Here is a 13239-nt window from a genome sequence, read left to right on the forward strand (position 1 = left end):
AATGAACATTACATTGACTGATGCTGCCGGTTTTCGTGTCAAGGAAATGATTGAAAACGAACCAGGAGAAAATCTATTTCTCCGCGTTGGTGTCGGTGGTGGCGGCTGCTCCGGACTGACTTACGGAATGGGATTCGATGATAAAATGATTGATGGCGACCTCGCCTTTGAAGGACAGGGATTTAAGGTAGTTGTCGACAAGAATAGTGCACCAATGCTCGACGGAGTTACCATTGACTTTAAACAAAATCTTGACGGCGGCGGATTTACCATCGATAATCCGAACGCGATCTCTTCTTGTGGCTGCGGACACTCATTTAAAACAGCGGAAAATGAAGGACAGCCTGCGAAGCAATGTGATTGTTGATCGGGTATAAGATTAGGATTAACAATTGAGGATTGTGGATTCCAAATGAAACAAGAGAGATTTATCCTTGCTAATTTATTATGATTCAATTGGGAAATAGTCTCTATAACTTGTTTTTAAGACCATCTTTTAGTGATGAATCTAATCGCTAGGAGGTGGTCTTTATTTTGCCTTTTTAGCGGACTTGGACGATACCTAAATAAAAAAAATTCGGTGAAAAGCCAAAAAAGGCTGATGACAAAATGGCTTTTCCCGGACTAGATAATCCGGCTTATCTCGGAGTGTTCACGAGCTCGGGCTGTGACCGACAGACCGTTTCGCCGATTTCTTATTGGTTAGATAAACACCGAGAATAACAACAAGGCCTCCGATGATTTGAAAGAGATTAATCCCGTTCCCTAATAGAATACTGAGAATTGCGGTAAACACTGTAATTAAGTTTAAAAAGATACCTGCGTGACTTGATCCCACTATGGGCACGCCCATATTCCAGAATAACAGCGAACCAACGGAAGGGAAGAGGCCCAGATAAAGAATACCGAGTGTCGTTGCAGGGGTAAAAGACCAGTTGAATTTTGAATCAATGAAAAATGGCAGCATCAGCAGCAAACTGACAGCTACGGTAACAGCAGTTGCCCCGACTGGGGGTAAGCCTTTGATTTTATTACTGAGCAACGTATAAAAGGTCCATGAAATAATCACTAGGAGCATGAAAAGATCTCCCGCATTGTAATCAATTGCAAATATGCGCAAAAGGTTGCCATTAGTAAGAACGAGCAGCACGCCAATCAGGGAAACAACTAATCCCAGAACATTTATTTTCTTTAATTTTTCCTTTAATAACCAAGCTGCAAAGATCGCAATCATGGCCGGATTGACCGAATTGATTAACGCTGCATCCAGAGATGTCGTAAAATAAAGAGCTTCATAAAGTAAAATGTTGTAGCCTATAATACCCAGTACAGAAAGAATAAGCAGTACCTTCCATTCTCGCCAAATTGCCTTCCAATTCGGTTTTTCAATAATTTGTGCGAGCGGGAAAAGAATCATTGCTGCGATCAGCCAGCGTAAAAAATTGATCTGAATCGGCTGCATGGCCCCGATCACATATTTGCCACAAATATAATTACCGGCCCAAAAAAAGTTCGCAAGAATAAGAAGAACGATGGCTGTTGACTTTTTCAAATTCTCATCCCCAAAATTGATCCAACACTATTTTTAATTTAAGACAGGAAAGCTTCGAGCAATAGATCAAAAAGTCTCTTTCATACTAAAACAATTTTGGTTTCCCAGCCAAAATTGTGGGTAAGAGAAGATGTTCATCACATTTAATGCTCATAGTTTAGCACATAAACAAGTGGAAGGTGTGTATTATGCTGCTTTCTTATCCGAGCAGCCGATTGAGTGAGCGAATGAACGGGAAATCAAATTTGTTGATGAGGGTCATTTTGACGCGTATGGTTATCCATAAAGAAGGCTTGATTCTTTCCTTTTTTAAGCTGTTTTGACACAAATTGTCCTTGAAAAATTAACACAAAAGACATATTATGAGAAGGGAAACGAATTCAGGTTTATTGATTGCTGCTCGGCCGGATTACATGCACGGAATTGAGTCTATTAGTCGGCTGGCAGTACGCATTGGCAGACAGAGGTTATAACTGTATTCATTTTTTTATAAAAGAAAAAGGTGGCTGTGAACAATCATGAGTAAGCCGAAAATCGTGATACTTGGCGCCGGATACGGCGGTATGATGGCGACTGTGCGCCTCACAAAAGAATTAACTGCTGAGGACGCGGATATTACACTTGTGAACAAGCATAATTACCATTATCAAACAACTTGGCTGCATGAGGCTGCGGCGGGAACGATTCATCATGACCGAACGAGAATGCTGATTAAAAATGTAATCAACACAAATCGTGTGAATTTTATGCAGGATTCTGTTCAATCGATTGACCGTAAAAACCATAAAGTGCTGCTCAAAAACGGTGAGATTGATTATGATTATCTGATTATTGCATTAGGATTTGAATCAAATACGTTCGGTATCAAAGGATTGGAAGAGAACGCGTTCGCTATCCGCAGTGTAAACACCGCGCGTAAGATTCGCGAACACATTGAGTATCGCTTTGCCAGCTACAACAGTGATCCGGATGCAAAAGACAGCGATTTGACCATTGTTGTCGGCGGCGCCGGTTTGAGCGGCGTTGAATTTCTTGGCGAGCTTATTGACCGAATTCCGGCACTTTGCAAGGAATACGATATTGACCCGAGTAAAGTGCGGATTGTGGATGTTGAAGGCATGCCTTTTGTTCTGCCTCCGTTTGATCGCGAGTTGGCGGACTATGCCCAAAAGTATTTGGAAAGTAAGGGTGTTGAGTTTAGATTAAGTACGTTTATTAAAGAAGCAACTCCGGAAGGCGTAAAAGTTCAAAAGAAGGACAGCGAAGAATTGGAAGAAATTCAAGCGGGTACCGTTGTTTGGACGGGCGGTGTCAAAGCGAACCATATTCCTGCCGAATCCGGATTTGCAACAAATCGCGGAAAGATTCAGGTAAGCGCGGATCTGCGTTCTCCGGAAGATGATCACATTTTTGCAATCGGGGATGTGGCTGTTGTCTTTCCTCCCGGTGCGGAACGTCCTTATCCACCAACAGCTCAGATTGCCATTCAAGAAGCTGAAAATTTGGCGAAAAATATGAAACATATCCTTAAGGGAGAAGAGACGGAATTGTTTGTCTATAAGCCTAAGGGCACAGTGGCGTCACTTGGCGAAAAACAGGCGATTGGTGTCGTGTTTGATCATAAACTGACTGGAAAACCGGCAGCGGCAATGAAAAAGGTGATCGACGACCGTTATCTGCTGATGCTTGGCGGTGTTCCTCTTGTGCTGAAAAAAGGCAAATTGAATCTGCTCTAAGCAGTTGTATTGATTAAAAATAGATCCTCTCTAGTTGGACCGATGAACGAATCTGCCGGCCGGAGGGGATCTATTATTTTTTTAAGTGAAAATTGCTTTAGAATAAAGTACTTTTTTGTGCAGCTTTAATGCTGTATGGGGAGACAAGAAAAAGAATTTGAATCACATCAAGCGCTACATTGAAAGTATTGCCAAAAATTGATACTTACCGGTGGGGAGCGGTAATCGATTAAAAAAGAAGCTGTATCATCGTCGATCGTGAAGGCGAGATACAGCTTCTTTTTTATCTGACTTATCGATGCAGTTGAGGGCTACTCTGACAGCTGCTTATTTCAGCCATTTCCAGATTTGCACTAATCGATTGGCTTTTTCAGGATATTCATTCATCTGATCGATCATTTGGTCAAGTTCCGGAATCTTTTTAATCTTCTCAAGCAACTTTTGGTCTTCTTCACTGTTGTATCCTAGTGAAGGCTCATTGATTAAACCGGTGCGACCAAGCAAATAATCTGTGGAAACACGAAAATAATCCGCAATGTGCACAATCATGTCAGGATCGGGCTTGCGGTCTCCGGATTCGTAGCGGCTCAGCTGCGCATTGGAAATATTCAATTGGCGCGCCATTTCAAGCTGCGACACACTTTTTTCGTCGCGCAGGAAACGAATTCTGCTGCCTAATGTGTTCCCCATCCGGAGTGATCCTCCTGCCATTTGCTTTATCAGTAAACAAGAAAATTCTATCATGTTCTCTTTTTAATCGTATTTTGTTTGACAAATAGGAAAAATAATTGATGAAAATAAGGTGATAATGCTATAATTTTAACTATAATTGCCGAATGGGTAATAGAAGGGGGACTCGCTATGCTGACTGTTGACCTGAATAAAATGAGACAGTTAAGAGAATCAAAAATGTCACTACAGGAAATGGCAATGCGAATCGGCTATCGTAGTGCCAATGGTTACTATTATCTTGAATGCGGGAGAAGCAAGATTAGCGCCGTGACATTGGCAAAAGTGGCGGCAGTACTGAATGTACCGATTCAGGAACTATTTATTGATCAAGCAGGAAAGTGATACGAGGTGTCTTCTGAAGGAGATGGAAAAAATCACATGTAATGAAGCGCTGCCAAAGCTTTGATTTTATCCGAGTCAATGCTAAACTTAGTATCGGAAATAAATTAGCTGTTTAAGGCAGAGACTATTGCTTGTGAGTCATTCACCGGCCATCTCTGAAAGGAGACTTTTTTATGTGCGGATTTTGCGGATACATTGCAGGAGATCGTCATTTGGAACCGGATAATCATGAACAAAACGCGATGTTCGCACGGGCGGAGATAATCAATCACCGTGGACCCGATGATGCGGGTTATTATACGGATGATCAAGTTCAGTTAGCATTTCGCAGATTAAGTATCATTGATCTTGCCGGCGGGCATCAGCCGCTTCCCTATGAAAATGAGCGTTACTACATTATTTTCAACGGTGAAGTTTATAATTATGTTGAATTGAGAAATGAATTGATTAAGAAGGGCTTCAGTTTCGAAACGACATCAGACACGGAAGTTATTGTCGCCCTCTACGCTGACCGTGGCGTTGATTGTGTCAACGATCTGCGGGGAATGTTTGCTTTTATTATTTGGGATAAGCAGGATAAGACACTGTTTGCCGCTCGAGATCACTTTGGTATTAAACCCTTTTATTATATGGAACAGGAAGATGGAATCTTCTTCGCGTCCGAAATGAAAAGTCTGCTGATCGGCCAAGAGAAGCATCCGTTGGAAGAAAAGGCGCTACACTATTATTTGACCTTTCAATTTGTACCTGAGCCCTGCACGCTTGAAGAAAATATTAAAAGCCTGGAGCCTGGGCATTATCTTCTAAAAAAAGACGGTAAGCCGCTGCAGAACCAGGCTTTTTGGAGGCCATCCTTTGCTCCCGTCAATCAGACGCTTGATGATGCAAAAAAGAAAATTCAGGAAGTGCTGATTGATTCAGTAAAAATGCACATGAGAAGCGACGTCCCTGTTGGTGCGTTCCTGTCCAGCGGAATCGATTCGACATCAGTTGTTGCGCTTGCCAAGCGTTTTAATGAAAATATTAAAACATTTACAGTGGGATTTCCCAGCAAGGGCTACAATGAGATTGACATTGCAAAGGACTCTGCGGAAAAACTGGGTGTTGAAAATTACGCGCTTGAGATCACACCTGAAATGTGCATGAAAGAGATGCCGAAAATCGTCTGGCATTTGGATAATCCGATCGCCGACCCGGCAGCAATTCCCAACTATTTTGTCGCCCGGGAAGCGAGGAAGCACGTGAAGGTTGTCCTATCCGGAGAAGGCGCCGACGAGTTGTTCGGCGGCTATAATATTTACCGAGAACCGCTCTCTCTAAAATGGTTTGATTCCATTCCCGCACCGGGGAAAAATTTGCTTCACGCACTTGCGTCAAGGCTCCCGGTTACATTAAAAGGACGAAGCTACCTGCTTCGCGGGACGACACCGCTTTCCGAACGTTATGTTGGAAATGCATTCATATTCAATGAAGAGGAGAAGAAATTTGTACTGAAAACATTCTCTGAAACCACTTCATTTACAGACATCACTAATCCTATTTACAAAAAAGCTGAGAAAAACAGCAAACTGGATCAGATGCAGCTCGTCGATATTGAAACATGGTTGCGCGGAGATATTCTTGTGGTTGCCGATCGGATGACGATGGCGCATTCACTGGAGCTGCGTGTACCGTTTTTGGACAAAGAGGTATTTGGAGTTGCCCGCTCACTTTCTGCTTCGCTTAAAACGGCACAGGGAACGACGAAATATGCATTCCGTGAAGCGATGCGCGGTATTGTCCCGGATTCGATCCTATTCAGGAAAAAACTTGGTTTCCCGGTTCCGATCCGCCTCTGGCTTAAGAATGAGATGCATGACTGGGCAGTTGGAATGATCCGTGACAGCAATACGGATGCTTATATTAATAAATCTTATGTGCTTAAATTGCTGGATGACCATTGCAGCGGGAAAAGGGACAACAGCCGAAAAATATGGACGGTTCTGATGTTTATGCTGTGGCATCAGATTTATATTGAGAAAACAGTAGATGTAGCACATGAGCCGGCCTTTCAGGTATAAAAAATTGAAAAGCAAAAGGATCCTTGCCAAATGCAGGGATCCTTTTTTGATGAATGAATCTTAATGGGTCTGAGTTTCTCGCTCGTGCTCCAGACCTTCGTTTGGACGGAACAAGATTGTCAGGCAATACAAGGCACAAATGCCGACGATGCCATACACAAGGCGTGAGAGCGCAGTTCCTGATCCGCCGAATATCGCAGAGACAAGGTCAAACCGAAAAAATCCGATTAACCCCCAATTTATTCCACCGATGATAAGTAGTACGAGACATGTTTTCTGCAAACCGCTCATAACCGTACCTCCTTTTATGTGCGTGCATCACTAGCATGGCTTTTTTTCCCACATCTATTCATCAATAATGATTGATTCAAAAAATAAAATTAGTGAATGATATGTGAAATCGTTTGCAATTTAACAAAAGAAAGGGGATCATGACTTGAATTTGCCCTCATGGTCTTGTACAGTTAAGTAGGAAATTATTTTTATTATTGGAGGCCGATGAAATGAGCAAGAAGGTTGCTTTTGATTACAGCAATGCACGTTCATTTTTTGCACAGCATGAATTGGATTATCTGACAGCGCATGTATCAGCCGCTCATCAAGCCATTCATGAAAAAACCGGAGCAGGCAATGATTTTCTTGGCTGGCTTGATCTCCCAACTGCATATGACAAAGAAGAGTTTTCCAGAATTAAGAAAGCGGCAGAGAAAATTAAATCGGATTCAGACGTATTAGTAGTGATTGGTATCGGCGGATCTTATTTGGGTGCCCGCGCGGCAATTGAGACCCTTAATCATTCATTCTATAACGTCCTTACAGAAGGAGAACGCAAAACCCCTCAGGTATTCTTCGCAGGCAACAGCATCAGTTCAACGTATTTAAATGAGCTGTTCGATGTGCTCAAGGATAAGGATGTTTCAGTTAACGTGATTTCTAAATCAGGAACAACGACCGAACCTGCGATTGCGTTCCGCGTATTCCGTGAATTTCTTGAAAATAAATACGGCAAAGAAGAAGCAAAGGGAAGAATTTATGCGACGACAGATAAGGCAAAAGGTGCGTTAAAGACTCTTGCGGACAACGAGGGTTACGAATCCTTTGTTATTCCGGATGACGTCGGCGGACGTTTCTCAGTTCTGACAGCAGTCGGGCTGCTTCCAATCGCCGCCTCCGGTATTGATATCGATGAACTTATGACCGGAGCGCGTGATGCACAGAATGATTTCAGCGAACCTGAACTAAGCAAAAACGCGGCCTATCAATATGCAGCGGTTCGCAACGTTCTATACAATAAGGGCAAGACTGTTGAGATGCTCGTTAACTTTGAACCGCATTTGCACTATTTCTCAGAATGGTGGAAGCAGCTCTTCGGAGAGAGTGAAGGCAAAGACTTCAAAGGCCTGTATCCATCTTCAGCCGATTTCAGTACCGATCTTCATTCACTTGGCCAGTTTGTACAGGAAGGCCGCCGCGTCATGTTTGAAACGGCCGTGCTTGTAGGCGAACCGAGAAAGAATATCACAATCAAAGCAGAAAAAGAAAATTTAGATAACCTGAATTTTCTTGCTGATAAGACGATGGATTTCGTCAATAAAAAAGCGGCTGAAGGTGTGCGCCTTGCACATACGGACGGTCAAGTACCGCAACTGGTGGTTACCATTCCTGAACTGACTGCTTATCACTTCGGCTACTTGATTTACTTCTTCGAAAAGGCAGTTGCAGTCAGCGGCTATCTTCTGGGCGTTAATCCATTCAATCAGCCGGGTGTTGAATCCTATAAAAAGAATATGTTTGCATTGCTTGGCAAGCCTGGCTATGAAGCAGAAAAAGCAACACTTGAAGCACGCCTGAATCATTAATTTTTCAGATAAAAAGAAGCTTTGCCTCATAAAGGGGTAAAGCTTCTTTTTTAATGGAAATGATTTCATTTATTTAAACTGTTTTATCGTATAATGGACGTTCGTTTTTAATCCTGGTCGTGGATAATGGGATTAAGAATGCGTTTAGCGGTTCCTGGTTTGACTAAGAGTACATTATCCCTTAACATGTATAGCAGTAATGTTTTGACGAATGCGCTTCACAACGATTCGGAAGGGAAGGGAGTAGGAAACGTGAGACAAAGAAATTCTACCGGAATGTTCCCAAAATTGATCAGCATACTTTTAACATTCGTACAAGTTGTGATTGTTTTATATATCCTGCTGCAATTTTTCGGTGCGAATCCGACACCTTTTGTAAATTTGCTTAATAGTCTGAGCGAACCGATACTTAAGCCTTTTCAAGGCATCTTTCATCCGATTGTTTTTAATGAGCACAGCCTCGACCTTTCTGCGGTCTTTGCCTTAATTGTGTACAGCATTATCGGATTCGGCATTCAAAAAATCTTAGCCATCCTTAAAATCAAATAAGTATAACGACTGAAAACGGAGCATACATGCTTCGTTTTTTATACAAAAGATAAGCAATTAACGGATGCCTCGTATAAAACTAAAGCTTGGCCTCATCAAGTTTTTTAACAGATAGGGCGGAGCGGGCAAGCGCCAAATTTGAGAAATAAAAGGTTGACGATTCAAAAGCGTATTTGGTGCAAATGAGCTTCCTCTGTAAAAGAGTTTTCGTTAACTGGGGGTGCAACGCGAAAGCCACTGCATCCCGCGGAAGTAAGGGCTGGGCGTTTTTTGCCCGATTCTTTTTAAAAAGGTGGTGTTCCTCATCCTCAAAGGATATAATGCGCCTGAAAACATTATCTTGGAGAGCGATCAGTCACAGTTGTTCAGGCGTCCCATAATCATGGTACTGTAATAGTTGCCGTCCGACAGTTTTTTGTCTTCTCTGAGTACTCCTTCGACAGCAAATCCCATTTTTTTGTACAGAGCGATCGCATGTGTATTCGTTTCAAGCACATTCAGCGTGATTTTTCTTATTCCTTGCTGATCCGCCCAGGCTATTGATCGATCAAGCAGCCGGGTTCCTACATGATGTCCCCAGTAATCTTTTAGTACACAAACCCCAAATTCAATTCGATGAGTTGTACGTCTCAATTCGCTGCCCGCACATCTTGAGTATCCAATTATTTTGTCTTGGACAGCAGCAACGAGAAATAGATTTCGCCTTGCTCTTTCATCTGCTAAAATGAGTTTGGCAAATTCATGTTCATCAATAAAATCTTCACCTTTTGCGCGATCCATATTCTCGGTTTCATCGTCAATTTTTACTCGAACTTTGCTTAGTTGCGCTGCGTCTCTTAGATCCGCCGTACGCATGACGTAGGTAAAGCTTCCTTCTGAATAGCTTGTTTCGCTTATTTTCATAAATGCTTCATCCCTTTCTCGAACGAAAAAATAGTATAACAAAAAATCCCCTTATGTAAAAGGGGACTACATTTGATTTGTTTAATCAAATTTTCTCAGAGATTCAATCGGATCAAGATTAGCCGCTTTGGATGAAGGGGCAAGTCCGGCAATAACACTGATGCCAACGCTAATGAGTAAACCGAAGAGGACAAATCCCGGTGTCACATTGAGCAGGGACACATGCATATGCGGTTGGGCGAAATAATTGCCGATCGCCGCGGCAATAAATGCGAGTGCAACGCCAATGACACCGCTGAATAGCCCGAGCAGACTCGCTTCTGAGAAGAACAGATGGCGAATATCCCTGCGCCGTGCGCCGATCGCACGCAAAATACCTATTTCCTTGGTTCGTTCCGATACGCTGATGTACAGGACGACAATGATCATAATTGCCGACACAAGCAGCGAGATACCGGCGATCGCGGCAAGAACATAGGATGCTATGGAAATGTAGAGTGTCAAAGAATCGAGAAAAGCTCCGGCACCGTTTGGCCTGTAACCAGCCTTTTTAAAATGGTTTTGGACGCTCTTCACGTTTTCAATTTGATCAATTTTGATGGTTGCCATGTTCGCGGTTAACGTGAGTTTTTGTTTCTTATACATTGTCTGCACGGTATCATAATCTGCAGTGATCATACCCATCTGAGCGCTGCCGTTGAAAATTGCGGATACCTTCAACTTTTTCTGCATGACAATTGGTTTTTGCTTCTTGTCTATCATATTGACGGAGAACGTCACTGTTTTTCCAATCAGGCTTGTTGGTTTTTGGGTCAGCTGTTTGGCGACATCTTTACTCAATCCGATCTCATTTTGTCCGGGCAGATGACTGCCCTTGGCCAGATCTTTTTCAGGAACAGCGCCGTCAACGGTCTGGAAGTATTGAGGCACAGCCATTTTTTTGCCGAGTGTGACGCGTGTTGATGAGAGCCAAAGGACTTTCTCGGCTGACTTGACATGCTTGACCTTTTCCATCTTCGCCAGATCGCTATCCGAGATGGTAACTGATTTCTTTATATGACTGCTCTCACCATCCTGCTGTGAAATGTCTTTTTTGGTGAGTTGAACAACTGTTGGATTAATATTTTTCATGATTTCATCATGAAGATACGTTTGTACGCCGCTGCCCAGCGCCAGCATAATGATGACACTGAAGATACCGATCGACCCGCCTATGGTTACGAGAAGATTTCGTTTCAGGTTGTGGCGGATGTTATCGAGCGCCATTTTAAATGTTGCAGGTATGCTCAGATTTTTTGTCTTCGGTTCTACCTGATGTTCCGGAACCGGGTAGGCGTTTTTGAGACGAATGTCATCGGCGATGCGCCCATCATCGATTTTGATGATTCGCGTTCCGTAATCGGCGACCTTCTGCGAATGCGTCACCGTAATTACCAGTTTTCCTTGCTTGGCGATCGTGTCAAGCAGTTCCATAATCTGTTCGCTGTTTTTCTTGTCGAGCGCTCCGGTAGGCTCGTCGGCAAGAATGATATCCGGATTATTTGCCAGTGCACGCGCAATTGCCACACGTTGTTTCTGGCCGCCGGAGAGCTGATTCGGCCTTTTATGCAGATGGTCGGCAAGTCCGACGGTAGTCAATAGCTCCTTGGCGTGTGCTACACGCTCCTTATCTGACATTGTTGTCATTTTCAGAGTGATCAGCACGTTATTCAGAACGGTCATGTGATTAATCAGATTGAAGCTTTGAAAAATGAAACCGACATTTGTTTTTCGATAATCATCAAGTTCTTTCTCCCTCATGGCATGCAGGGCTTTACCGTTAATCAATACGTCACCGCTGTAATCCTTGTCCATACCGCCGATGATGTTCATCAGCGTTGATTTGCCGCCGCCGGATTCGCCGAGAATAGAGACGAATTCTCCGCGCTCCAACGTAAGATCAATTCCATGAAGCACAGGAAACTTCTGCTTGCCGGAAAGCTTGTACGACTTATGAATGTCTTTTAATTCAATATAGCTCATCAGGTTCCTCCAGTTATTTATCCCGTTTGATTGTTTGCGGGAGTTTCTCGTTCTACAGCTTTCTTTCGTATTCTTAGCATAAAGGATGGAGTAAAAAGTTTAACCATCCTGAAGCATTAATTATCTCTAAGTCTTAAGACGTATTGTCTAAGCAATAAAAAGTGCAGCAAGTGAGAACAGAGCAAGAATGCGACCATCAGCCATGTGCCCCCTTTGCGGAACAAGAGAAATAGTTGTTTCCGTTGCCCAATTTGCTTTGACATACTAGATTGGGAGTATTGAAAGGGCATGTTATGAAAAAAAGAAGCATTGATTGCTGTGGGTCATTCGCCTTGTTATGATGGTTTAGTAAAATCCATGAAAGCATTGAGCAAGTTTCAATCGATCTATGGTGTGCGCACACAAGTTCAACAAAAAATGGAACAGGGTACTGACTATATTCTTAAACATCGAATTTATAAGCACGAACATTCAGAAGAACGTTTAAATGATGATATGGTAAAAATGTTTTATCCGTACCCTTATCGAACGAATATTTTGGAAATATTAGGCTTATTAAAGCAACAGAATCAGTTAGATGATCCACGTGCAAAAGATGCGATCGGATTCATACAATCTAAACGGAATAGAGATTATTTATTCTCGGCTGAGAAGATTTTTATGCAAGCGTCTTGGGTACCATTCGATAAAATCAAAAAAACGGGTGAATGGATCACGAATGAGGTCCATTTACTTGAACTGTGACGAAAATGATAAACTTAATGTTCTTTATTTCTTTTTTGTGCTACAATTTCTTTCTTAATCTTATTGTCATAAGGAGCGATATTTATGCCACAAATAACTAAGGGCGGGAAGTTTGTTTTTGGCTGGTCAAAAATAAATAACGATTTAACGATGCAACTGTTTAAAATGGCGATTGACGAATATGATATTACATCAGAAGGAAAAGTATATTTAATATCCGGCAGTAAAAAAACGGGTGGTTTCTGTGTCAGCAAAAAAGGTTTGTTAGCTAATTCTAAGATTGGCAATGTGTTAACCGATTTACCATTATTAATTGATTATCAAACTGACGAGGGAAAATTTGTTAACTATAAGGGCAGATTATACTGTTGGTTATCCGTCTCTAAAACTGGAGTATTGCAATTTAGTGATGCACTTTTAAATACTTTATCACTTAAAGCAAATGATAAACTTCTATCCATCCGTGGCAGTGACATTGCCTTTGTTATGGGTGCTAAGGGACCGCTGATTGAACGCGCGAACAGCTTTGAAGAGAACATAGACGTTTATTAAAATGTATTGATTCACTTTTATGCTAAGATAGAACTATTGATAATATGAAAAACACGATTTCATACATAATTTTACAGCCCTTATTACTCTGATTATCATTATTGTTGTCGGCGAAGGCCTTCTTATTCTTTCACAATGTATCCGTTAAATCACATAATTATATGAAAATAAAAAAACCTCCCAAAGAC

General features: G+C 42.1%; 14 protein-coding genes. 9 read left to right on the top strand and 5 right to left on the bottom strand.

The window, feature by feature from the left end; translation table 11 throughout:
* Position 1 precedes the first annotated feature (1 nt).
* Positions 2–367 (top strand): HesB/IscA family protein, encoded by a 366-nt coding sequence (locus NIE88_RS16260; protein WP_253063732.1) that lies wholly within the window; start codon positions 2–4, stop codon positions 365–367.
* A gap of 285 nt (positions 368–652) precedes the next feature.
* Here NIE88_RS16260 and NIE88_RS16265 read toward each other — a convergent pair whose 3' ends face one another.
* The gene (locus NIE88_RS16265) at positions 653–1552 is read right to left on the bottom strand and encodes a DMT family transporter (protein WP_253063733.1); all 900 of its coding nucleotides are present in this window, start codon (positions 1550–1552) and stop codon (positions 653–655) included.
* A 188-nt stretch (positions 1553–1740) separates the two neighbouring features.
* Between NIE88_RS16265 and NIE88_RS22470 the strand changes: the two genes are divergently transcribed.
* A complete protein-coding gene (locus tag NIE88_RS22470; protein ID WP_290446545.1) occupies positions 1741–1875 on the top strand; it encodes a hypothetical protein in 135 nt (44 codons plus the stop codon).
* 195 nt (positions 1876–2070) lie between these two features.
* Positions 2071–3288, top strand: a complete 1218-nt coding sequence (locus NIE88_RS16270) for an NAD(P)/FAD-dependent oxidoreductase (protein WP_253063734.1) — start codon at positions 2071–2073, stop codon at positions 3286–3288.
* 327 nt (positions 3289–3615) lie between these two features.
* On the opposite strand, the gene NIE88_RS16275 is transcribed toward NIE88_RS16270, so the two are convergent.
* Positions 3616–3978, bottom strand: a complete 363-nt coding sequence (locus NIE88_RS16275) for a helix-turn-helix domain-containing protein (protein ID WP_253063735.1) — start codon at positions 3976–3978, stop codon at positions 3616–3618.
* A gap of 171 nt (positions 3979–4149) precedes the next feature.
* Between NIE88_RS16275 and NIE88_RS16280 the strand changes: the two genes are divergently transcribed.
* Positions 4150–4362, top strand: a complete 213-nt coding sequence (locus tag NIE88_RS16280) for a helix-turn-helix domain-containing protein (protein WP_253063736.1) — start codon at positions 4150–4152, stop codon at positions 4360–4362.
* A gap of 173 nt (positions 4363–4535) precedes the next feature.
* Positions 4536–6422, top strand: coding sequence for an asparagine synthase (glutamine-hydrolyzing) (asnB, locus tag NIE88_RS16285; protein ID WP_253063737.1), 1887 nt, complete (start codon positions 4536–4538; stop codon positions 6420–6422).
* A 60-nt stretch (positions 6423–6482) separates the two neighbouring features.
* Here the strand turns inward: asnB and NIE88_RS16290 are convergent, their stop codons facing one another.
* Positions 6483–6713 (bottom strand): DUF378 domain-containing protein, encoded by a 231-nt coding sequence (locus tag NIE88_RS16290; protein ID WP_253063739.1) that lies wholly within the window; start codon positions 6711–6713, stop codon positions 6483–6485.
* A 212-nt stretch (positions 6714–6925) separates the two neighbouring features.
* On the opposite strand from NIE88_RS16290, the gene NIE88_RS16295 reads away from it, so the two are divergent.
* Both NIE88_RS16295 and NIE88_RS16300 read left to right on the top strand, forming a co-directional pair.
* Positions 6926–8281, top strand: a complete 1356-nt coding sequence (locus NIE88_RS16295; protein ID WP_253063741.1) for a glucose-6-phosphate isomerase — start codon at positions 6926–6928, stop codon at positions 8279–8281.
* Positions 8282–8533: 252 nt separating this feature from the next.
* Positions 8534–8830 (top strand): YggT family protein, encoded by a 297-nt coding sequence (locus NIE88_RS16300; RefSeq protein ID WP_253063743.1) that lies wholly within the window; start codon positions 8534–8536, stop codon positions 8828–8830.
* Between the two features lie 351 nt (positions 8831–9181).
* On the opposite strand, the gene NIE88_RS16305 is transcribed toward NIE88_RS16300, so the two are convergent.
* Together NIE88_RS16305 and NIE88_RS16310 are read right to left on the bottom strand one after the other, a co-directional pair.
* Complete coding sequence (locus NIE88_RS16305; protein ID WP_253063745.1) at positions 9182–9733, bottom strand: GNAT family N-acetyltransferase; 552 nt, start codon at positions 9731–9733, stop codon at positions 9182–9184.
* Positions 9734–9814: 81 nt separating this feature from the next.
* Positions 9815–11755 carry an ABC transporter ATP-binding protein/permease gene (locus tag NIE88_RS16310; protein WP_253063746.1) on the bottom strand — a complete coding sequence of 647 codons (1941 nt, stop codon included), beginning with the start codon at positions 11753–11755 and terminating at the stop codon, positions 9815–9817.
* A 357-nt stretch (positions 11756–12112) separates the two neighbouring features.
* Here NIE88_RS16310 and NIE88_RS16315 point away from each other — a divergent pair, with 357 nt between their 5' ends.
* Together NIE88_RS16315 and NIE88_RS16320 are read left to right on the top strand one after the other, a co-directional pair.
* Complete coding sequence (locus tag NIE88_RS16315; protein ID WP_253063747.1) at positions 12113–12499, top strand: hypothetical protein; 387 nt, start codon at positions 12113–12115, stop codon at positions 12497–12499.
* A gap of 84 nt (positions 12500–12583) precedes the next feature.
* Positions 12584–13051: a hypothetical protein gene (locus NIE88_RS16320; RefSeq protein WP_253063748.1), complete on the top strand. Its 468-nt coding sequence runs from the start codon at positions 12584–12586 to the stop codon at positions 13049–13051.
* Positions 13052–13239 lie beyond the last annotated feature (188 nt).

The sequence above is a fragment of the Sporolactobacillus shoreicorticis genome, assembly GCF_024125445.1.
GTDB lineage: Bacteria > Bacillota > Bacilli > Bacillales > Sporolactobacillaceae > Sporolactobacillus > Sporolactobacillus shoreicorticis.